Annotated in this window: 16 protein-coding genes; 12 read left to right on the top strand and 4 right to left on the bottom strand. The window is 71.1% G+C overall.

The window, feature by feature from the left end; genetic code table 11:
- Nucleotides 1-71: 71 nt before the first annotated feature.
- The 10 genes from C3Y15_RS26245 (at nt 72) to C3Y15_RS26200 (ending at nt 11,864) form a co-directional block, all read left to right on the top strand.
- Entirely contained in the window at nt 72-1,406 is a 1,335-nt protein-coding gene (locus tag C3Y15_RS26245) for an FAD-dependent oxidoreductase (protein WP_175949241.1), read from the top strand.
- Between the two features lie 82 nt (nt 1,407-1,488).
- Complete coding sequence (locus C3Y15_RS26240; protein WP_224024850.1) at nt 1,489-1,956, top strand: AraC family transcriptional regulator; 468 nt, start codon at nt 1,489-1,491, stop codon at nt 1,954-1,956.
- 232 nt (nt 1,957-2,188) lie between these two features.
- The gene (locus C3Y15_RS26235) at nt 2,189-2,923 is read left to right on the top strand and encodes a cupin domain-containing protein (protein WP_059456689.1); all 735 of its coding nucleotides are present in this window, start codon (nt 2,189-2,191) and stop codon (nt 2,921-2,923) included.
- A 2-nt stretch (nt 2,924-2,925) separates the two neighbouring features.
- Nucleotides 2,926-4,251, top strand: a complete 1,326-nt coding sequence (locus tag C3Y15_RS26230) for an FAD-binding oxidoreductase (RefSeq protein ID WP_046427155.1) — start codon at nt 2,926-2,928, stop codon at nt 4,249-4,251.
- 142 nt (nt 4,252-4,393) lie between these two features.
- The gene (locus C3Y15_RS26225) at nt 4,394-5,671 is read left to right on the top strand and encodes an FAD-binding oxidoreductase (protein WP_046427199.1); all 1,278 of its coding nucleotides are present in this window, start codon (nt 4,394-4,396) and stop codon (nt 5,669-5,671) included.
- Entirely contained in the window at nt 5,668-7,137 is a 1,470-nt protein-coding gene (locus C3Y15_RS26220) for an aldehyde dehydrogenase family protein (protein WP_059548690.1), read from the top strand. The genes C3Y15_RS26225 and C3Y15_RS26220 overlap by 4 nt, the downstream gene beginning before the upstream one ends.
- A 68-nt stretch (nt 7,138-7,205) precedes the next feature.
- Entirely contained in the window at nt 7,206-8,393 is a 1,188-nt protein-coding gene (locus tag C3Y15_RS26215; protein WP_124260063.1) for a M20 aminoacylase family protein, read from the top strand.
- 193 nt (nt 8,394-8,586) lie between these two features.
- Entirely contained in the window at nt 8,587-9,489 is a 903-nt protein-coding gene (locus C3Y15_RS26210; protein ID WP_124260064.1) for a GNAT family N-acetyltransferase, read from the top strand.
- A gap of 240 nt (nt 9,490-9,729) precedes the next feature.
- Nucleotides 9,730-10,407, top strand: coding sequence for a heavy metal response regulator transcription factor (locus C3Y15_RS26205; RefSeq protein ID WP_011880461.1), 678 nt, complete (start codon nt 9,730-9,732; stop codon nt 10,405-10,407).
- Nucleotides 10,404-11,864, top strand: a complete 1,461-nt coding sequence (locus C3Y15_RS26200) for a heavy metal sensor histidine kinase (RefSeq protein WP_124260065.1) — start codon at nt 10,404-10,406, stop codon at nt 11,862-11,864. The genes C3Y15_RS26205 and C3Y15_RS26200 overlap by 4 nt, the downstream gene beginning before the upstream one ends.
- Here the strand turns inward: C3Y15_RS26200 and C3Y15_RS26195 are convergent.
- The 3 genes from C3Y15_RS26195 to C3Y15_RS26185 form a co-directional block, all read right to left on the bottom strand.
- Nucleotides 11,842-13,383, bottom strand: coding sequence for an efflux transporter outer membrane subunit (locus C3Y15_RS26195; protein ID WP_124260066.1), 1,542 nt, complete (start codon nt 13,381-13,383; stop codon nt 11,842-11,844). The two genes, C3Y15_RS26200 and C3Y15_RS26195, sit on opposite strands and share 23 nt — an antisense overlap.
- A gap of 215 nt (nt 13,384-13,598) precedes the next feature.
- A complete protein-coding gene (locus C3Y15_RS26190) occupies nt 13,599-15,086 on the bottom strand; it encodes an efflux RND transporter periplasmic adaptor subunit (protein ID WP_124260067.1) in 1,488 nt (495 codons plus the stop codon).
- A gap of 52 nt (nt 15,087-15,138) precedes the next feature.
- Complete coding sequence (locus tag C3Y15_RS26185; RefSeq protein WP_124260068.1) at nt 15,139-18,396, bottom strand: efflux RND transporter permease subunit; 3,258 nt, start codon at nt 18,394-18,396, stop codon at nt 15,139-15,141.
- A 271-nt stretch (nt 18,397-18,667) separates the two neighbouring features.
- On the opposite strand from C3Y15_RS26185, the gene C3Y15_RS26180 reads away from it, so the two are divergent.
- Both C3Y15_RS26180 and C3Y15_RS26175 read left to right on the top strand, forming a co-directional pair.
- Nucleotides 18,668-18,949 (top strand): DUF4148 domain-containing protein, encoded by a 282-nt coding sequence (locus C3Y15_RS26180; RefSeq protein ID WP_011880456.1) that lies wholly within the window; start codon nt 18,668-18,670, stop codon nt 18,947-18,949.
- Nucleotides 18,946-19,251: a hypothetical protein gene (locus C3Y15_RS26175; protein ID WP_041494395.1), complete on the top strand. Its 306-nt coding sequence runs from the start codon at nt 18,946-18,948 to the stop codon at nt 19,249-19,251. Before C3Y15_RS26180 ends, C3Y15_RS26175 begins: the two co-directional genes overlap by 4 nt.
- Here the strand turns inward: C3Y15_RS26175 and C3Y15_RS26170 are convergent.
- Nucleotides 19,179-20,321, bottom strand: coding sequence for an FAD binding domain-containing protein (locus C3Y15_RS26170; RefSeq protein ID WP_011880455.1), 1,143 nt, complete (start codon nt 20,319-20,321; stop codon nt 19,179-19,181). The two genes, C3Y15_RS26175 and C3Y15_RS26170, sit on opposite strands and share 73 nt — an antisense overlap.
- Nucleotides 20,322-20,495: the final 174 nt, after the last annotated feature.

Below are 20,495 nucleotides of genomic sequence, written 5' to 3'. Positions count from 1 at the left end.
CGTGCAAAACGATGCAACCGGCGCGTGCCGCGCACGAATACGCGGCAAATGCGCTTTTTGACGGTGATTAAATGGTTTCCGGTGAGCGATCGCCGATCGCGTCCGCCGCAATGTTCGAGAAGGATCGGATGAAATTCGAATCGTACTGGCTGGATACTCGTCCGCCGTTTCATGCCGGCTGCGAAGGCCCCGTCGACGGGCGCGCCGACGTGGTCGTGATCGGCGGCGGCTTCACCGGTCTGTCGGCCGCGCTCGCACTGGCGCAGCGCGGCGTCTCGGTCGTCGTGCTGGAAGCCGCGCAGATCGCCGGCGAAGCGTCGGGGCGCAACGGCGGACAGTGCAACACCGGCGTCGCCCAGGACTACGCGTCGCTGGCCGCGCGCATCGGCGCGGAGCCGGCGCGGCAGTTCTATCGGGCATACGAGAGCGCCGTGAAAAGCGTCGAGGCGCTCGTCGCCGAACACGCGATCGATTGCGATTTCCGGCGCGCCGGCAAGCTCAAGCTCGCCGCGAAGCCGCAGCATTTCGCGGCGCTGGCGAAGACGTACGACGCGCTGCGCCGCGACGTCGATGCCGACATCGAGCTGATCGAGCCGTCGCGCGTGCGCGACGAGATCGGCTCCGACGGTTTCCACGGCGGGCTGTTGCAGCACAACGGCGTGCAGATGCACATGGGCAAGTTCGGCGTCGGCCTCGCGCAGGCGGCGGTGCGGGCGGGCGCCCGCATCTACGAGCACGCGGCGGTCACGCAGATCGAGCGGCTCGGCGGCGAGCGTCACACGATCGTCAGCACGCGCGGCACGATCGTCGCCGATCGCGTGCTGGTCGCGACCGGCGCATCGCAGCACGGGCCGTTCGCGTGGTTCAGGCGGCGCATCGCGCCGGTCGGCAGTTTCATCGTCGTCACCGAGCCGCTGCCCGACGCGCAGCTGAACCGGCTGTTCGTGCATCGCCGCGCGTACGTGACGTCGCGCCAGATCGGCAACTACTTCCGCGTCACGCCCGACAACCGGCTGCTGTTCGGCGGCCGCGCGCGCTTCGCGATGTCGAGCCCGCGCTCCGACGCGAAAAGCGGCGAGATCCTGCGCGCGGGCCTCGCCGGCTATTTCCCCGAGCTGGCGGCGGTGCGGCTCGATTACTGCTGGGGCGGGCTGGTCGACATCACGGCCGACCGGCTGCCGAGGGCGGGCCAGCACGACGGGCTCTATTACTCGATGGGCTACAGCGGCCACGGCGTGCAGATGGCCGTACACATGGGCCGCGTGATGGCCGACGTGCTGTACGGCGCGGCCGCGTCGAATCCGTGGCGCGAGCTCGACTGGCCGGCGATGCCGGGCCATTTCGGCCACGCGTGGTTCCTGCCGTTGGTCGGCGCCTATTACCGGGTGCAGGACTTCCTGCACTGAAGCGAATGCCGCAAGGACTGGATATGACCGCACGATTCGTTTGTCCGCCCGCCGCGTGCGCGGCCGCATGAGGACCGCGAGCATGGCGACCCTGTTTCCCGTTGCGCCCGAACGCGACGCAACGCGCGCCCGGCGCGCCCCGTATTCCGCGCCGTGTTCCGTATCGCCCGCGATCGGCGACGTGCTGCGCACCATCGACGCGTCGTTCGCGCAGCCGCTGAACCTCGACACGCTCGCGGCCGTCGCCGGCCTGAGCGTGTCGCGCTTCACCGCGCGCTTTCGCGGCGAAGTCGGCCTGTCGCCGCATCGCTATCTGTGCCTGGTGCGCGTGCGACGCGCGCAGGAGCTGCTGCGCGCGGGGCTGGCGCCTTCGGTCGTCGCGACCGACGTCGGCTTCTTCGATCAGAGCCATCTGTGCCGGCATTTTCGCCGCGTGCTCGGCGTCACGCCGCGCGACTACGTGGGCGCGCGGCAGGACGGCGCGGCGCTGCGCGCGGCGCCGCGGCACGCGCGCGCCGAGCGCCGCGACACGCCCTGTCACGTTGCATAGGCGCGGGTCGCGACGGGAGGTGCGGGCACGTCTGCCGCATTAACCGGCGCTTAACGATGGTTTTGTGAGGCGTTAATCCGGGAAGCGAACCGACGCGACACAATGGTTCGCAAGTGGCGCAACCGCGATCGAGTGCGCCGACGCGTGCGCGGACCCGACGTCCGCAAACGCATATTTTGCAACACGCGCGACCGCTGGGCTGCCACGTCGTCGCGCATCGGCTGGAGCAGAAATGACCGCAGCTTACGTATTGCACCGCGCCGACGGCACGGCTGACACAACCGCGTTTCGCCAGCAGGCGTTCGGCGAGCACGACCCGTTCGCGCGTGAGCGCGAGATCGCGTGGGAAGGCCCCGACGCGATGGCGGCCGGCCGGATCGGCTTCGTCGGCGAGCTCGACGTCGCGCGTTATCCGCACGTCGAAAGCATCGTCGTCGTCGAAGGCGAGCTGACGCTCGACGCAGCGGGCGGCGCCCGCCTGGTGCTGGGGCCGGGACAGGGTGCGGTCATCGGCGCCGGCACCGCGCTGCGCATCGGCGCGGCGTCGCCGGTGCGGCTCGTGTTCTGCGCCGCCGCGTGCCCGCAGCCGACCAAGCGCGGCCTGGTCGCGCTGCGCGCCGACGCCGACTTCAAGCCCTCGGCGTCGCTGCCGCCCGACGTGCTGCTCGGCCCGGCGCCGGACTGCCGCAGCGACAACGTGTTCGTCGAAGACGGCATCGGCCACTGCGCGGGCACCTGGGATTCGACGCCGTATCACCGGATCGTCCGGCCGCATCGCGTCAACGAATTCATGTTCCTGCTGGCCGGCAGCGTGCGCTTCGCCGCGCCCGACGGCAGCGTGCTGACGCTCGGCGCCGGCGACGCGCTGTTCGTGCCGCGCGGCGCGCCGATCGGGTGGGAAAGCCGCGAGCACGTGGCCAAGTTTTACGTCGTGCAGAACGTCAACGCATCAACCGAACGGAACTGAACATGTCGCCTCCGCTGCGCCAAATAGAAACGTCGCCGACGCTGCCGGCCGAAGCAGATGTCGTCGTGATCGGCGGCGGCATCATCGGCGTCTTCACCGCGTACTACCTCGCCCGGCGCGGGGTGTCGGTCGCGCTGGTCGAGAAGGGCCGTATCGGCGCCGAGCAATCGAGCCGCAACTGGGGCTGGTGCCGGCAGCAGAACCGCGACGAGCGCGAGCTGCCGATGGCGAGCAAGAGCATCGACCTGTGGGAGCGCTTCGCGGCCGAATCCGGCGAGGACACCGGCTTTCACCGCTGCGGGCTGCTGTACCTGAGCAACGACGAGGCCGAGCTGTCGCGCTGGGCGAGCTGGGGCGAATTCGCGAAGACGGCGGGCGTGACGACCTACATGCTCGACAGCAAGCAGGCCGGCGAGCGCGGGCGCGCGACCGGGCGTGCGTGGAAAGGCGGCGTGTTCTCGCCGAGCGACGGCACCGCCGACCCGGAGAAGGCCGCGCCGGCCGTCGCCGCCGCGCTGATGAAGCTCGGCGGCAGCGTCCACCAGCACTGCGCCGCGCGCGGCATCGAACTGGCGGCCGGGCGCGTCGCGGGCGTCATCACGGAGGCCGGCGTCATCAAGACCCGCAAGGTCGTGCTCGCCGGCGGCGCGTGGGCGTCGTCGTTCTGCCGGCAGCTGGGTGTCCGGTTTCCGCAGGCGTCGATCCGCCAGTCGATCCTGAGCGTGTCGCCGGTCGAGCAGGCGCTGCCGGGCGCGCTGTATACGTCCGGCGTGTCGGCGACGCGCCGCAGCGACGGCCGCTACGCGCTGGCCATCAGCGGCCGCGCGCGCGTCGACCCGACCGCGCAGTTCCTGCGCTTCGCGCCGCAGTTCGTGCCGATGTTCGCGAAGCGCTGGCGCAATCTTCTGCCGGGCGGCCTCGAAGGCGTGCGCGGCGGCCATGAAACGCTGAAGCGCTGGCGTCTCGATGCGCCGACGCCGATGGAGCGCGTGCGCATCCTCGACCCGAAGCCCGATCTGCCGACGGTCAACGAAACGTATCGCCGTGCGGTCGAGCTGTTGCCCGAGCTGCGCGACGCGACGATCACGCATGCGTGGGCCGGCTTCGTCGACAGCACGCCGGACGGCGTGCCGGGGATCGGCGAACTGCCGGGCGTGCCGGGCCTCGTGCTCGCGGCGGGCTTTTCCGGCCACGGCTTCGGCATCGGCCCCGGCGCCGGGCACCTGATCGCCGATCTCGTGACGGGCGCGCAACCGCTGGTGGACCCGACGCCGTACCGGCCGGGCCGGTTCAGCGATTCCGCGTGGGGCAAGGTCGCCGATTTCTAGGCCGACGCCGGCGGCGTGACGACGCTGCGCGTCGTCACGCGCCGCTCGCGCAGGCAGACGATACGAAGCGGTGCGACGCGATGCGACGCGAACAATGCGCACCATGCCTCGCGGCATGGTGCGGCCGACAATGGAGTGCGTGATGCGTTTCGGTTCCTATTGGCTCGATACGTCCGAGCCCTTCGCGAGCCGCTCGCCTGAGCTGCCGGACGGAACGTGCGACGTGGCCGTCGTGGGCGCCGGGATCACCGGTTCGGCGGCCGCGCTCGCGCTCGCGAAGAAGGGCGCGCGCGTGGTGGTGTGCGAAGCCGGCACCGTCGGGCACGCCGCGTCGGGCCGCAACGGCGGCATGTGCAACAACGGCTTCGCGCAGGACTACGCGATGCTGTCGCAGCGCATCGGCACCGAGCTGGCGAACCGGCTGTATCAGGCGTTCGACGCGGGCGTCGACATGGTCGAGCGTCTGGTCGAAGAAGAGTCGATCGATTGCGATTTCGTGCGGCGCGGCAAGCTCAAGCTCGCGGCGAAGCCCGCGCACTACGACAAGCTCGTGCGCAGTCAGGCGCTGCTCGCCGCGAACGTCGATCGCGACACGCGCATCGTGACCAGGGCGCAGCTGCGCGACGAGATCGGATCGAGCCGCTACCACGGCGGCTTGCTGTTCGAGAAGAGCGCCGGGATGCACGTCGGCCGGTATGTGCGCGGCCTCGCCAACGCCGCGCAGGCGCGCGGCGCGCACGTCGTCGAACATGCGCCGGTGCTCGGGATGAAGCGCGACGCGGGCGGCGCATACGCGCTGCGCACGCCGCTCGGCGAGATCCGCGCGCGTCAGGTGCTGCTCGCGAGCGGGATCTCGCAGGTGGGGCCGTTCGGCTGGATCCGGCGCAGGATCGTGCCGGTCGGCGCGTTCATCATCGTCACCGAGCCGCTGCCGCGCGAACTGCTCGACCGCCTGCTGCCGACCCGCCGGATGGTCACCGACACCAAGAACTTCGTGAATTTCTTCCGCGTGACGCCGGATCACCGGCTGCTGTTCGGCGGGCGCGCGCGTTTCGCCACCTCGAACCCGCGTTCGGACGAAAAGAGCGGACTGATCCTGCGCCGTCAGATGGCCGCCGTGTTTCCCGAGCTGGCGAACGTGCGCGTCGACTACTGCTGGGGCGGCATGGTCGACATGACCGCCGACCGGCTGCCGCGCGCCGGCGAGCGCGATGGCGTGTATTACTCGATGGGCTACAGCGGCCACGGCACCCACATGGCCACGCTGATGGGGACGCTGATGGCCGAGATCATGGACGGGCGCGCCGATCTCAACCCGTGGCAACGTTTCGACTGGCCGGCGATTCCCGGCCACTTCGGCAAACCGTGGTTTCTGCCGTTCGTCGGCGCATGGTACCGACTCAAGGACACACTCCAATGACTTCTTACGACCAATCACCGGTTCGTCATCTGCTCGACGCCGGCCGGCTCGAGCGCTTCTTCATCGACGGCGACTGGGTCGCGCCCGACGGCGGCGGCCGCTTCGCGGTCGTCTGCCCGTCGACGGAAGACACGCTGTGCGAGATCCCGCTCGGCAGCGCGCGCGACGCCGATCGCGCGGTGCTCGCCGCGCGCCGTGCATTCCCCGGTTGGGCCGCGACGTCGCCGCAGGAACGCGCGGCGCTGCTCGACCGCGTGCATCGGCTGCTGCTCGAGCGCGCCGAGCGGTTCGCGACGGCGCTCGCGCTGGAGATGGGCGCGCCGCTCGGCTATGCGCGCAGCGCGCACGTGCCGCTCGCCGCCGAACATATCCGGGTCGCGCGCGACAACCTGGCCGATTACCCGTTCCGCAAGCAGCGCGGCACGACCGCGATCGTGCGCGAGCCGATCGGCGTATGCGCGCTGATCACGCCGTGGAACTGGCCGATCTATCAGATCACCGCGAAGGTCGGCCCGGCGCTCGCGGCGGGCTGCACGGTGGTGCTGAAGCCGAGCGAGCTGTCGCCGCTCAGCGCGCTGCTGTTTGCGGAAGTGCTCGCCGATGCGGGCGTGCCGGCGGGCGTATTCAACCTGGTGAGCGGCACCGGCGCGGAGGTGGGCGCCGCGCTGTCGTCGCATCCGCTGGTCGACATGGTGTCGATCACCGGCTCGACGCGCGCCGGCGTGCTGGTCGCGCAGGCCGCGGCGCCGACCGTCAAGCGCGTCGCACAGGAGCTCGGCGGCAAGTCGCCGAACGTCGTGCTGCCCGATGCCGACCTGGAGCGCGCCATCGCGCCGGGCGTGGCCGCCGCGTTCCGCAACATGGGGCAGTCGTGCAGCGCGCCGACCCGCATGATCGTGCCGCGCGCAGCGCTCGGCGCGGTCGAGGCGCTCGCTGTGGCCGCGGCGCAGCGTTGCGTGGTCGGCGATCCGTTCGCCGACGCCACGACGCACGGGCCGCTCGCCAATCGCGCGCAGTTCGAGCGGGTCGCGCAGATGATCGACGTGGGCGTCGCCGAAGGCGCGAAGCTGATCGCGGGCGGCCCCGGCCGCCCGGCGGGATGCGAGCGCGGCTTCTATGCGCGCCCGACGATCTTCTCCGACGTGCGCACCGGCATGGCGATCGCGCAGCAGGAGATCTTCGGCCCGGTGCTCGCGATCCTGCCTTACGACAGCATCGACGAAGCCGTCGCCATCGCGAACGACACGGTGTACGGGCTGGGCGCACACGTGCAGGGCGCCGACAGGGAACGCACGCGCGCCGTCGCGGCCCGCATCCGGGCCGGGCAGGTGCATCTGAACTACCCGGCGTGGGACCCGCAGGCGCCGTTCGGCGGCTACAAACAGTCGGGCAACGGCCGCGAGTACGGCGTCGAAGGGATGGAGGAGTACATGGAGGTCAAGTCGATTCTCGGCTACTACGACTGAAGCCTGGGCCGCGCGACGTCCGCGCGGCGCTGCACAATCCCGACCGTCCATCATCGAAGGTGTCGAACTTGGAACACGCCATTCTCTCCGAAGCGTCGCTGAGCGCGCATCGCGCCCACTGGGCGAGCCTGCGCCGCGACCTGCATGCGCATCCCGAACTGCGATTCGACGAGCACCGGACCGCCGACGTCGTGGCCCGCGAACTCGCGGCGCTCGGCTACGCGGTGTCGCGCGGGCTCGGCGGCACCGGCGTGGTCGCGAGCCTGCCCGGCGCGGACCCGAGCCGCGGCATCGTGCTGCGCGCCGACCTCGACGCGTTGCCGATTCGCGAAGCCAACGACTTCGCGCATGCGTCGTGCACGCACGGCGTGATGCACGCCTGCGGGCATGACGGCCATACGGTGATGTTGCTCGGCGCCGCGCGCGTGCTCCGGGAGCTGCCGCAGCTGGCCGGCAGCGTCCACTTCGTGTTTCAGCCGGGCGAGGAAGGCGGCGCGGGCGCGCGTAAGATGATCGACGACGGCCTGTTCGAGCAGTTTCCGACCGAAGCGGTGTTCGGCATGCACAACTGGCCCGGCCTGCCGGCCGGGCACTTCGGGTTGCGCACCGGCCCGATCATGGCGGCCGGCTCGCGGTTCCGCATCACGGTCACAGGCAAGGGCGCGCACGCGGCGCAGCCGCATCTCGGCATCGATCCCGTCCCGCTCGCCTGCGCGATGGTGCTGCAGTGCCAGACGATCGCCGCAAGGCACAAGGACCCGGTGGATCCGGCCGTGATCTCCGTCTGCATGTTCCAGGCCGGCACCACGGACAACGTCATTCCCGACAGCGCCGAGCTGCGCGGCACGATCCGCACGCTGTCGTCCGCGTTGCAGCAGCAGTTGCAGCGCGACGTCCGGCTCATGTGCGAGGCGCTGGCCGGCGCGAGCGGCGCGCGCGCGGAGGTGGAGTTCTTTCAGTACTACCCGGCGACGGTGAACACGCCGGCCGAGACGGCCCTGTGCGAGGCGGTGATTCGCGACACCTTCGGCGAGCAGCGCCTGCGCCGCGAGGTGCCGCCGAACATGACGTCCGAAGACTTCGGCTTCATGCTTGAGGAGCGGCCCGGCGCGTACGTGCTGATCGGCAACGCGGCGGACGGCGACGCGGCGCCGGCGCTGCATCACCCGAAATACGATTTCAACGACGACATCATTCCGGCCGGCGTGCGCTACTGGGTGTCGCTGGCGCAGCGGTATTTCGCGCGCGCGGCATGACGCTGCGCGGCTTCGAACGCGCCGCATTAAACGGCGGCTAACGAACGCTTAAGCGTGCGTTAGCCACAGCAAACACGCCTGTTCCTATAGTGACCGCTGCGAACACGCCGCGCGATGTCGCCGACGATACGGCAACACAGGCGCGGGCCGTCGTCCGCGCCGGCTCGACACACGACACAAGAGGGATCGCCCGATGACACACGAACACGCGACCAACGCTGCCGCGCCGGCGACGGCGCTGCACTATCGACGCTTCACCGCCGCCGACGTGAGCGGAGCCCATGCGCTGTCGATGGCGCTGCGCTGGCCGTTCCGGGCTGAAGACTGGCAGTTCTCCGCCGACACGTCGACCGCGTTCGTCGCCGAGGAGGACGGCGTGGTGATCGGTACGGCGATGTGCTGGAAGTACGGCGCGGATCGCGCTGCGCTCGGACACGTGATCGTGTCGTCCGAGCACCAGGGGCGCGGCATCGGGCGCGCGCTGATGGAGATCGTGCTCGACGAGCTCGGGCCGCGCATCACCTTCCTGCACGCGACGCCGGCCGGCCAGCCGCTCTACGAAAAGCTCGGCTTCGCCGTGTGCGGCTCGCTGGATCAGTTTCAAGGCAACGTCGAACGGCCTGCGTCGGTGACGCTCGCCGACGGCGAGCGTCTGCGCGCGGCCACGCCGGCCGACCTGGATTGCCTGGTGGCGCTCGACACGCGCGCGTCCGGGCTCGGGCGCGCCGCGCTGCTGGCCGCGTTGCTCGCGCGCGGCGAAGGCGTCGTGCTGGAGCGCGGCGGCGAGATCACCGGCTTTGCGGTGCTGCGCCGCTTCGGCCGCGGCCACGTGGTCGGCCCGGTCGTCGCGCCGCGTTCGCCCGACGATGCGCATGCGAAGGCGCTGATCGCGCACTGGCTGCGCGCGCGCGACGGCGAATTCGTCCGCATCGACGTGCCGTCCGGCACCTGCCTGCCCGACTGGCTCGATGCGCAGGGCCTGAAGCGCGTCGACACCTGTTCGAAGATGGTCCGCAACGCGCCGGCCGCGGCGCACGGCGCGCCGCACGATCCGGACTGCGGGCTGTACGCGCTCGTCAGCCAGGCGATGGTGTAACGCGCGTCCGGGCGCCGACGCGCAGACGGCATCGCGGCGGTGCCCGGCGGTGCCCAGCTCGCCGCCGGGCCGGCCGCGTGCGGCACGCCATGTGCCGCATGCCGCGGTCGCCGCCGAACGCGATGATGACCGGCACATTACAGTTTCGTCATCGACGCTGCCGGCGCATGCACGGAACGTCTCGCCATCGCCGTTTCCCGGTAACATCGCCGCATCTTTCCCCATGCGACGGAGCCGGCGATGCGCATCCTGATAGTCGAAGACGAACCGAAGACGGGCGCGTACCTGAAGAAGGGTCTGGAGGAGTCCGGATTCAGCGTCGATCTCGCCAAAGACGGCGGTGAAGGGCTGATGCTCGCGCAGGAAGAGCGCTACGACGTGATCGTGCTCGACGTGATGCTGCCGGTGCTCGACGGCTGGGGCGTGCTCAAGCGGCTGCGCGACACGCACACCACGCCCGTGCTGTTCCTGACCGCGCGCGACGACGTGCAGGACCGCGTGCACGGGCTCGAACTCGGCGCCGACGATTACCTCGTGAAGCCGTTCGCCTTCGTCGAGCTGCTGGCGCGCATCCGCACGCTCGCGCGTCGCGGCCCGCCGCGCGAAACCGAGCATCTGGCGGTCGGCGATCTGGAGATCGACGTGGTGCGCCGCCGCGTGAAGCGCGGCGCCGTGCGGATCGACCTGACGCCGCGCGAATTCTCGCTGCTGCAACTGCTCGCGCGCCGGCAGGGCGAGGTGCTGAGCCGCACGCAGATCGCGTCCTACGTCTGGGACATGAATTTCGACAGCGACACCAACGTCGTCGAAGTCGCGATCCGGCGCCTGCGCGCGAAGATCGACGACGCCTTCCCGGTGAAGCTGATCCATACGGTGCGCGGCGTCGGCTACGTGCTCGAACCGAAGGACGACGCATGACGCGCTTGCGATCGCTGTCGGCGACGCTCGCGCTCGCGTTCGCCGCGACCACGCTCGCCGCGTTCGCGCTCGTCGGCACTTACGTGTACATGGGCCTCGAGCGGCAGGTGAACACGCAGGACGATCTCGACATCGTGCTGGCCGCGCGCCACACGCGCCGGCTCGCGGGCGAGCTCGAATCGCTCGACGCGGTGCGCGCGCATGCGGAGCGCCTGACGAGTCAGGTGCTCGGCAACGAGGCGCTGTCGATGGTCGTCCTCGACGCCAACGGCGACGTGCTGGTGCGCCACAACGTCCGGCTGAGCGCACCCGACGCGGCGCTCTACGACGCGCCGGGCGCACCGACCGACGCGCAGCTGCTGGCGCCCCGCGCCGTGCCGGTGCCCGCCAACGAACGGATCACGGCCGAGCGGCTGCAGACGTGGACGGTCGACGGCGGCACGCCGATGCGAGGCGTCGTGATCGCCGCGGCGCTCGGCGATCACACGCCGATCCGCATCGCGATCGCGCGCAACATGCGCGACCGCGCGCAGCTGCTCGACGGCTACCGCACCCGCCTGAAGATTGCGGGCGCGGCAGGCGCGCTGTTCGCGCTGCTGTTCGGCTACTGGCTGATCCGCACGGCGCTTGCGCCGCTGCGCGAGATCGTCGCGAACACCGGCCGGATCACGGTCGACAAGCTCGACACGCGGCTCGACGCGTCGCGCGCGCCGCACGAGCTGCGCGCGCTGGTCGACGCGCAGAACGCGATGCTCGCGCGCCTGCAGCAGGCGTTCGCGCACCTGTCGCAGTTCAGCGCGGATCTCGCGCACGACCTGCGTACGCCGCTGAACAACATGCGCGGCGCAACGGAAGTCGCGCTCGCGCGGCCGCGCTCGGCCGACGAATACCAGGCGCTGCTCGAATCGAACCTCGAGGAATACGACCGTCTCGCGCGGATGATCGACAACGTGCTGTTTCTCGCGCGCGCCGAGCACCCGAGCTTCGTCACGCGGCAGCGCGCATTCGACGTGCGCGACGAACTCGATCGCATCGCCGAATACTTCGAGGGGCTCGCCGACGAAGCGGGCTCGACGCTGCGCGTCGAAGGGCACGGCCGGCTGACGGCCGACGTCGAGCTGTTCCGCCGCGCGATCGGCAACCTGCTCGCCAACGCGCTGCGCTACACGCCGGCCGGCGGCGTGATCACGCTGGCGGTCGACGAAACGGCGGACGCCGTGCAGGTCGTCGTCGCGAATCCGGGCGAGCCGATCGACGCGGCGCTGCTGCCGCGGATCTTCGACCGGTTCGTGCGCGGCGACCCCGCGCGCAGCGGCGGTGCGCCGGGCGGCACGGCCGGGCTCGGCCTCGCGATCGTGCGCTCGGTGATGGAGCTGCACGGCGGCAGCGTGCGCGTCGAGAGCGACGCGCGCGGCACGCGTTTCATCCTCACGTTCAACCCGCCGCCGCCGGCGTGACGGCCGCGCGGTCGTCCGTCGCCGCTGACGGCGCCGGTTGCGCGCCGGCCGCCGCGTCTGCGTCGCGGCTCGCGGCGCCTTGCCAGCCGCCGCCCAGCGCCTTCAGCAAGCCGACTTCGGCTTCCATGCGGCGCGCGTCGATCTGGTCGGCCGTGCGGCGGTTCGTCAGCGCGATCGTCTGGGCGGTGACCACGTCCAGATAGCTGACCGCGCCCGCGTTGAAGCGGTTCGTCGTCAGCCGCAGCGACAGGTCGGCCGCGTCGGTCGCGCGCTGCTGGCTGCGCGCTTCGGACGCGAGCGCGGCGATCGTCGACAGCTGATCCTCGACCTGCTGGAACGCGACCAGCACGGTTTGCCGATAGCCGGCGACCGCGCCGTCGTATTGCGCGTGCGCGCCGCGCAGCGACGCGCTGCGGCGTCCGCCGTCGAACAGCGTGCCGGCGAGCTGCGGGCCGATCGACCAGAACAGGCTCGGCGCGGTGAGCCACGGCGCGAAGAACGAGCTTTCGAGGCCGGCGCTCGCGGACAGCACGAGATCGGGGAAGAACGCGGCGCGCGCCTCGCCGATCTGCGCGTTCGCGGCCGCGACGCGGCGTTCCGCCGCCGCGATGTCGGGCCGCCGTTCGAGCAGCTGCGACGGCACGCCGGCCGGAATGGCCGGCACCGCGAACGGCGTCATGCGCGGCGGCAGAGCGAAGGTCGACGCGCTCTCGCCGACGAGCGTCGCGATCGCATGCTGGAGTTGCGCGCGCGCTGCGTCGATGTCGGTGTCCTGCGTGCGCGTCGCTTCGAGCTGCGTGTCGGCTTGCGCGACCGCCGACGCGTCGATCGCGCCGGCCGCCAACTGCTGCTGCAACAGCGTGAGTGCGTCGGCGTACGCGCGCACCGTGTCGTCGAGCAACTGCTTCTGCGTATCGAGCGAGCGCAGCGCGAAATAGTCGGTCGCGAGTTCGGCGGTCACCGACAGCTTCACGGCCTGCAGGTCGGCCGCGCTCGCGGCCGCATCGGCCTGCGCGCCGGCCACCGCGTCGCGCACGCGGCCGAACACGTCGGGCTCCCAGCTCGCGGCGACGCCGGCCTGATAGTCGGGCGTGGTCTTGCCGGCGAGCGACGAGCCGAGCCGGTTCTGCGACACGCGCGCGCGGCTTTGCGCGGCGCCCGCGGTGATCGTCGGCAGGAAGCCGGCGTGCTGGTAATCGACCATCGCGCGTGCTTGCTGCAGATCGGCGACGGCTTTCTTCACCGTCTGGTTCGACACGTCGACGCGGGCTTCGAGCGCGTTCAGGTCGGCGTCGCCGAACACGGTCCACCACGCGCCGCGCGCGGCGGCGTCGGCCGGCACCGCGACGTGCCAGCCGGCCTGGGCCGCTGCGGCGGCCGGGGCGCCCGCGTAACGGGCGGGCACGGCGACGGACGGCGGCGCGTACGGTGGCAGCGTCGAGCACGCGCTCAGCGCGGCGGCGACGCCGAGCGCGACGATGCGGCGGGCAAACGGGAGCGGATGACGAAGAAGGCGCATGGCGGGTGTCTCGCGGGTTGTCGTCGATGAATCAGCTTTGGGTCGGTGTCGATGTCGACGCAGATGGCGGCGGGGCGGCGGCGGTCGTGAGCCGGGACGGTACGGCGTGCGCGGTCAGCGCGGCGGCGGCCCCGAGCGCGACGATGTGCCGGGCCAACGGGAGCGGATGACGAAGAAGGCGCATGGCGGGCATCTCGCGGGTGGTCGTCGATGAATCAGCTGTGGGTCGGTGTCGATGTCGGCGCAGACGCCGGTGACGCGGCGGTCGTGGGCCGGGACGGCACGGCGTGCGCGGACGATGCGGCAAGCGGTGCGGCAACGGCTGACGCAACCGACGCGCCAGCGGGTGAGGCAACCGGTGCGCCAACTGCCGAACCCGCGCGGGCCACGATCTTCACGGCTTCCCCCGCGGCGATCGCATCGCCCGGGTTGTCGATCACGCGATCGGTCGGCGCGAGCCCTGCGACGATCTCCACGCGCGTGCCGAAATCGCGGCCGATCTGCACGGTTTTCAGCGCGGTGCGTCCGTGCGCGTCGACGGTCGCGACCGTCACGCCGTTCGGACGGAACAGCAGCGCGCTGACCGGCAATTCGAGCGCGGGCGCCGCGCTCGGCACGACGAGATGCGCTTGCGCATAGGCGCCGGGCAGCAGCGCGCCATCGCGGTTGTCGACGTCGATCTCGACGCGCAGCGTGCGCGTGACCGGATCGATCGCCCCGGCGGTGCGCGCGACGCGCGCGGCGAAGCGGCGCCCCGGATACTGCTGCGTGTTCAGGTAGACCTGCGTGCCGGTCGTGATGCCGGTCGCGCTGTCCTGCGGCACGTCGACGAACACGCGCAGCGTGTCGGTCTGCTCGAGATGGAACAGTTCGCCGGACAGCCCCGCACTGCCCGGCGTGCCGCCCGCGGTGACGAGCGTGCCGACGTCGACGTCGCGCGCGGTGATCACGCCGTCGAACGGCGCGGTGACCGACTCGTACGACACGAGTTCGGCGAGGTGCGCGACATTGGCCTGCGCGGAGGCGAGCATCGCGCGCTTCGCGTTCATGTCGGCGGCCTTCGTGTCGGCGTCCTGCTGCGATACCGACTGCGTGGCGAGCATCTGCTGCCAGCGCTGCGCGGTCGATTTCGCATAGTCGTAGTTCGCCTGCGCAGTGGCCGCGTCGGCGCGCGCCTGGCGCAACTGCGCGTCGAGGTCGGGCGCGGCGATCTGCGCGAGCGCCTGGCCGGCCTTCACGCGCGCGCCGAGATCGGCGCTCCAGTGCGCGATGTAGCCGCTCGTACGCGCATAGATCGACGCCTCCTCGTACGGCATCACCGCACCCGGCAGCGTGAGCGTCTGGTCGGCCGGCGCCGCGCCCGGCACGATCACCGACACCGGCAGCACCTGCTGGGCGGCCACCTGCGCACGCTGCGCGGCGCGCGCGTCGAGCCGCGGCACGATGCCGATCGCGAGCAGCACGGCCGCCAGCGCGATGCCGGCGAGCGGCACGGCCAGCTTGCGGCCGCCGCGGGCGGGCGGCGCGTCGGGTGCTGCATAGGGTGTGGCGGTGGGCGTGGCATACGTGGCGGACGTAGCAGACGTGGCCGAGGTGGCCGAGGTGGCGCGCGTCGCAGACGTCGCCGCCGTTGCAATCGCGGCGGTTGAAGTGCCGGCTTCGCCAGCCGGCGGCGGGGCGACGGGTTCGATCGAGTCGTTCATGATGGGTCCGGGGTCGGGGCGAGTCGAGGGATGAAGGAGCGGCCGTCCGCGCTCAACGCAGCGCCGGCGTATCGGGGGCTTCGGGCGCATCGCGCATATCAAGCGCACCACGCGCGCCCGCCGCGTCGCGACGCCGCTCGAGCCACGCGTGCACGAAGCCGAACACGACGGGCACGAACAGCAGCGTCGACAGCGTGCCGAACGCGAGCCCGCCGATCACCGCGCGGCCGAGCGGCGCGTTCTGCTCGCCGCCGTCGCCGAGGCCGAGCGCCATCGGCAGCATCCCGATCAGCATCGCGAGCGCGGTCATCACGACCGGACGGAAGCGGCTGAAGCCGGCGTCGAGCGCGGCCTGCCACGGCGATGCGCCGCCGGCGAGCAGCTCGCGCGCCGCATTGACGACGAGGATGCTGTTCGCAGTCGCGATGCCGATGCACAGGATCGTCCCGGTCAACGCCGGCACCGACAGCGTCGTGCGTGTCACGAACAGCATCCACGCGATGCCGGCCAGCGACGCCGGCAGGCCGCCGACGATCACGAGCGGATCGAGCCACGACTGGAAATTGACGACCATCAGCAGGTAGACCAGCGCGATCGCGAGCGCGAGACCGCCGAGCAGCCCGGCGAACGACTCGTGCATCGCCTGCACCTGGCCGCGCAGCACGATCGACGAGCCGGGCGGCAGCTGCGCGCGCGCGTCGTCGACGAGCTTCGTCACGTCGGCCGTGACCGCGCCGAGGTCGCGCCCCTGCACCGACGCGAAGATGTCGAGCACCGGCTGCACGTTGTAGTGCGACACGACCGCCTGCTGCGTCGTGCGCGAGAAGCTGCCGAGCGTGCCGAGCAGGTTTTGCGCGGGCGCACCGGCCGCCGGGCCGCCGGCCGGGCGCTGCGGCGCCGGCGTGCCGCCGGTCGGCAACGGCACGTTCGCGAGCGCCTGCAGCGAATCGATCGTGTACTGCGGCGTCTGCACGAGCACCGGGTAGCTCACGCCGTTGCGCGGATCGAGCCAGAAGTTCGGCGTCGTCTGCGAGCTGCCGGACAGCGCGATCAACAGGTTCTGCGCGACGTCGCGCTGCTGGAGCCCGGCCTCGATCGCCTTGGTGCGGTCCACGTTCACGTCGATCGCCGGCTCGTCGCCGGGCTGCTGGATGCGCGCGTCGACCAAACCGCGCACGCCGCGCAGTTTCGCGAGCAGCGCGTTCGCGACCGCGCGGTTCTGATCCAGCTTGTTGCCGACGATCTGGATGTCGATCGGCGCGGGCAGCCCGAAATTGAGGATCTGGCTCACGATGTCGGCCGGCAGGAACGCGAACGTCACGCCGGGGAACGACTGCGCGAGCAGGTTGCGCAGCCGTGCGACGTACGCGGCGGTCGGCGCGTGGCCCGGCTTCAGCGTGATCATCACGTCGGCGTCCTCGGTGCCGATCGGGTCGGACGAGTCGTAGGTGAGGTTGATCCCGCTCACCGGCACGCCGATGTTGTCGAGCATGCCGGCCAGTTCGCGCGCCGGAATCACGCTGCGCACCTTGGCCTCGACTTCGTCGGTCAGCCGTGCGGTCTGCTCGATCCGCGTGCCGGTCGGCGCGCGCAGATGCAGGCGGATCTCGCCGGTGTCGATCGCCGGGAAGAAGTCCTGGCCGGCGAACGCGAACAGGCCCGTGGACGCCACGCACGCCAGCACGAACGCGGCCGCGAAGCGGCGCCGGTGCGCGATCGCCGCGGCGAGCAGCGCGCGATAGCCGAGCCGGATCGCGTCGAAGCGGCGTTCGAACGCGGCCTGCAGGCCGGCGATACGCGCGAACACGCCGCGCGGCGGGCGGCCCTGGCCCTTCGCGCGCATCAGCACCATCGCGAGCGTCGGCACCAGCGTGCGCGAGAAGAAGTACGACGCGACCATCGCGAAGATCACCGCCTCGGCCATCGGCACGAACAGGTAGCGTGCGACGCCCGTCAACAGGAACATCGGCACGAACACGATGCAGATCGACAGCGTCGACACGAAGGTCGGCACCGCGATCTCGCCGGCGCCGGTGAGGATCGCGTCCTCGAGCGGCTCGCCGCGTTCGAGATGATGCGTGATGTTCTCGATCGCGACGGTCGCGTCGTCGACGAGTATGCCGACCGCCAGCGCGAGCCCGCCGAGCGTCATGATGTTGATGGTCTGGCCGAGCGCGCCGAGCGCGAGCAGCGACGTCAGCACCGCGAGCGGAATCGACACCGCGATGATCAGCGTCGCGCGCCAGCTGCCGAGGAACAGCAGGATCATCAGCGCGGTCAGGCACGCGGCGATCAGCGCCTCGCGCACGACGCCCTGGATCGCGGACTTCACGAACACCGACTGGTCGTCGAGCGCCGCAATGTGCAGCGCCTTCGGCAGCCCGGCTGCGATCTTCGGCAGCATCGCCTTCACCTGGTCGATGATCGTCAGCGTCGATGCGCTGCCGGTCTTCTCGACGGTCAGCAGCGCCGCGCGCTTGCCGTCGGCGCGCACGATGTTGGTCTGCGGCGCGTAGCCGTCGCGCACGTGGGCGACGTCGCGCACATAGACGACGCTGCCGCCGATCGTCTTCACCGGCAGGTCGTTCAGCGCGGCGACCGTCTGCGTGCTGCCGTTCAGCTGCACGTCGTACTCGTGCGTGCCGATCTTCGCGGTGCCGCCCGGCAGGATCAGGTTCTGCGCGTTGATCGCGTTCACCACGTCGATCGGCGCGAGCCCCTTCGCCTGCAGCGCGCGCGTGTCGAGATCGACGACGATCTGGCGGATCTTGCCGCCGTACGGCAGCGGCACGGCCGCGCCCTGGACGGTTGCGAGCTGCGTGCGGATGAAACTGTTGCCGAGGTCGTACAGCTGCTGTTCGGCGAGCGTGTCGCTCGACAGCCCGAGCTGCAGGATCGGCACCGTCGACGCGTTGTACGTGATGATGTTCGGCGGCAGCGTGCCGGGCGGCAGGATGCGCAGGATCGACGCGGCGTTGCTGGCGGCTTCCGCGATCGCGCGATTGATGTCCGCGCCGGGGTGGAAGAACACCTTCACGACCGACACGCCGTTCAGCGACTGCGATTCGATGTGCTCGATGTCGTCGACGTCGGACGTGAGCGCGCGCTCGTAGTTCGACGTGATGCGCTTGGCCATGTCTTCGGCGGAGAAGCCGTTGTACGACCAGACGATGCTGACGACCGGGATGTCGATGTTCGGAAAGATGTCGGTCGGCATGCGCAGCAGCGCAAGCGGCCCCGCGATGAAGATCAGCAGCGCGAGCACGACGAACGTATAGGGCCTGCGCAATGCGAGCCGGACGATCCACATGATGTTGTTCCTCGAAGCAGGGCACGGATGCCGCGTTCGATGCGGCGAGCATGCAGTCTGCCGGCGCGGCGTTGACCCGAGCCTGTCGCGAAGATTACGAAACCGTCATCCGCGTGCGGCGGCGGCGGATGACGAATTTGTCATGTTCCGGTCAGCGTCGCGTGCACCGCGATCGCCAGAATGAAGACGTCAGGCAGCGAGTCGCATCGGGGCTCGTGCCGGCGGCGCATCGACGATGCGTCTTCATCGAATCGTTTCCGGGAGTTCCATCATGAACCGCAGGATGATTGCAGCCGCCTTGCTCGCGCTCACCATCGGCACGCCGGTGGCCGCGTTCGCCCAGAGCGCCTCGGCGGGCCTGACCCGCGCCGACGTGCTCGCCGAATTGGTCCAGGCCCAGCGTGACGGCACGGTGCCGACGTCGCGCTGGGATTACCCGCCGAGCGCGCCGACGATCGAGCGCAACCGCGAGCTGTATGCGCTCGGGCATGGCGAGCAGCACACGCAGAGCGCCGCGGCGGCGCCGTCCGGGGCGACGGGGAGTGCGTTGTGAAGGCCCGTGTGGTCGTGGCGCGCGTGACGGCGCTGGCGCTCGCCGCAGCGCTCGCGGCCGCCGTCGCACCGGCGTTCGCGCGCGGCCAGCCGCAATTGCCCGACGACGACGGCGGACGCGCCAGCGTGCTCGCCGCGTTGAATCCGCAGCACGACGCGACGCCCGAGCGCGCGGTCGCGGCCACGGGCACGGGCACGACGGGCGAGGCGCGGGTCGCGCATGCGCATGCTCATGCGGCGCCCATCAAGCGCGCGCCGAGCGCGATGCCGCGCGCGGACACCAGCGCGCTCGCCGCGCGCTGATCGGCATCCCAGGTCGCGAGTGCGGCGTCGAACGCCGCGCCGGGCGCAACGTCGTGCAGTGCCGCGGCGAGCGCGACCGCGTTGTCCGCCGCCTTCGCGACGCCCGCCGCGGTGTGCGGACGCACGACGCACGCGGCATCGCCGAGCAGCACGGTGCGGCCGAACGCCATGCGCTCGACGGCCAGATCGTAGATCGCCTGCGCGAACGGGGCCGGTGTCGTGTCGACGAGCGTGGCGAGCGTCGGCGCGAGCATGCGGTCGGCGGCGTCCACGAGTTCGGCGCGGTTGTCGTCGCGCATCGCGCCCGGCGGCAGCGACCCGTCGCGCTGCGTGCCGTCGCGGGTCAGGAACAGCGACGGCAGCCGCTCCGACGCGAGACGGCGATACCAGACCCAGTTCACGCGCCGCTTGCCGGGTTCGATCGCACCGTCCGCGCCGGGCACCAGATAGGTCAGGAACAGGTGCGCGCCGCCTTGCTGGAACGTGAAGCGCTCGCGCAGCAGGTACAGCACCTGCTCGGGCAGCGCGTGTTCGTCGACGAGCCCGCGCCACGCGACGTAGCCGGCATACGCGGGCCGCACGTCCGGCAGCAATTGCGCGCGCACCGTCGAGCGCGCGCCGTCGGCGCCGATCAACAGATCGGCCGTCTCGACGCGGCCGCTCGCGAACTGCGCGACGACCCGTTCGCCGTCCTGCTGGAACCGCTCGAACGCGTCGCCGGCATGAATCACGTCGTCCGGCAGCGCATGCTTCAGCGCCGTATAGATCACGTTCCATCCGGTTTGCGTTTGCGGCATGGTCAGGCGTTGCACGACGCGATCCTGCGCGTCGACGTAGATGCGCTCGATCGAATCGACGCCCGCATTGGCGGGCAGCGCGACGCCGCCGAACGCGAACGCGCGCTCGATCGGCGGTTGCAGCACGATGCCGCCGCCGCGGCTGTCGAGCTCGCGCGCCGATTGCTCGAACACGCGGACGTGCCAGCCGCGCGCGCGTAGCGCGGTCGCGGCGAACAGGCCGCCGACCGATCCGCCGACGATGACGGCCTTGCGGCCCGATGCGCGTTCCATGATGTGTGCTCCCGAAGAAGATGCGTGCGCACGGCGGGCGGCCGCGCGCGGCGGCGTAGCGCCGATATCGCACCGAGCTTAGGGCAGGATCGGCGCGCGCGAGTTGAATCGTTCTGAAGCGCTCGGGCGGCGGGCGGGGTTTGCGCTACCCGCGCTTGCGGCGCGGTGTGGGGG

It is taken from the genome of Burkholderia sp. B10 (assembly GCF_004368385.1).
GTDB lineage: Bacteria > Pseudomonadota > Gammaproteobacteria > Burkholderiales > Burkholderiaceae > Burkholderia > Burkholderia vietnamiensis.
The sequence above is the reverse complement of the archived record's forward strand: the minus strand, read 5'-3'. Positions and strand labels throughout refer to the sequence as shown.

What these genes read in the sequence shown, in the direction of transcription:
- C3Y15_RS26245 (WP_175949241.1), top strand. Translation starts at nt 72, where the DNA reads ATGGTTTCCGGTGAGCGATCGCCGATCGCGTCCGCCGCAATGTTCGAG.
- C3Y15_RS26240 (WP_224024850.1), top strand. Translation starts at nt 1,489, where the DNA reads ATGGCGACCCTGTTTCCCGTTGCGCCCGAACGCGACGCAACGCGCGCC.
- C3Y15_RS26235 (WP_059456689.1), top strand. Translation starts at nt 2,189, where the DNA reads ATGACCGCAGCTTACGTATTGCACCGCGCCGACGGCACGGCTGACACA.
- C3Y15_RS26230 (WP_046427155.1), top strand. Translation starts at nt 2,926, where the DNA reads ATGTCGCCTCCGCTGCGCCAAATAGAAACGTCGCCGACGCTGCCGGCC.
- C3Y15_RS26225 (WP_046427199.1), top strand. Translation starts at nt 4,394, where the DNA reads ATGCGTTTCGGTTCCTATTGGCTCGATACGTCCGAGCCCTTCGCGAGC.
- C3Y15_RS26220 (WP_059548690.1), top strand. Translation starts at nt 5,668, where the DNA reads ATGACTTCTTACGACCAATCACCGGTTCGTCATCTGCTCGACGCCGGC.
- C3Y15_RS26210 (WP_124260064.1), top strand. Translation starts at nt 8,587, where the DNA reads ATGACACACGAACACGCGACCAACGCTGCCGCGCCGGCGACGGCGCTG.
- C3Y15_RS26205 (WP_011880461.1), top strand. Translation starts at nt 9,730, where the DNA reads ATGCGCATCCTGATAGTCGAAGACGAACCGAAGACGGGCGCGTACCTG.
- C3Y15_RS26200 (WP_124260065.1), top strand. Translation starts at nt 10,404, where the DNA reads ATGACGCGCTTGCGATCGCTGTCGGCGACGCTCGCGCTCGCGTTCGCC.
- C3Y15_RS26195 (WP_124260066.1), bottom strand. Translation starts at nt 13,383, where the DNA reads ATGCGCCTTCTTCGTCATCCGCTCCCGTTTGCCCGCCGCATCGTCGCG.
- C3Y15_RS26190 (WP_124260067.1), bottom strand. Translation starts at nt 15,086, where the DNA reads ATGAACGACTCGATCGAACCCGTCGCCCCGCCGCCGGCTGGCGAAGCC.
- C3Y15_RS26185 (WP_124260068.1), bottom strand. Translation starts at nt 18,396, where the DNA reads ATGTGGATCGTCCGGCTCGCATTGCGCAGGCCCTATACGTTCGTCGTG.
- C3Y15_RS26180 (WP_011880456.1), top strand. Translation starts at nt 18,668, where the DNA reads ATGAACCGCAGGATGATTGCAGCCGCCTTGCTCGCGCTCACCATCGGC.
- C3Y15_RS26170 (WP_011880455.1), bottom strand. Translation starts at nt 20,321, where the DNA reads ATGGAACGCGCATCGGGCCGCAAGGCCGTCATCGTCGGCGGATCGGTC.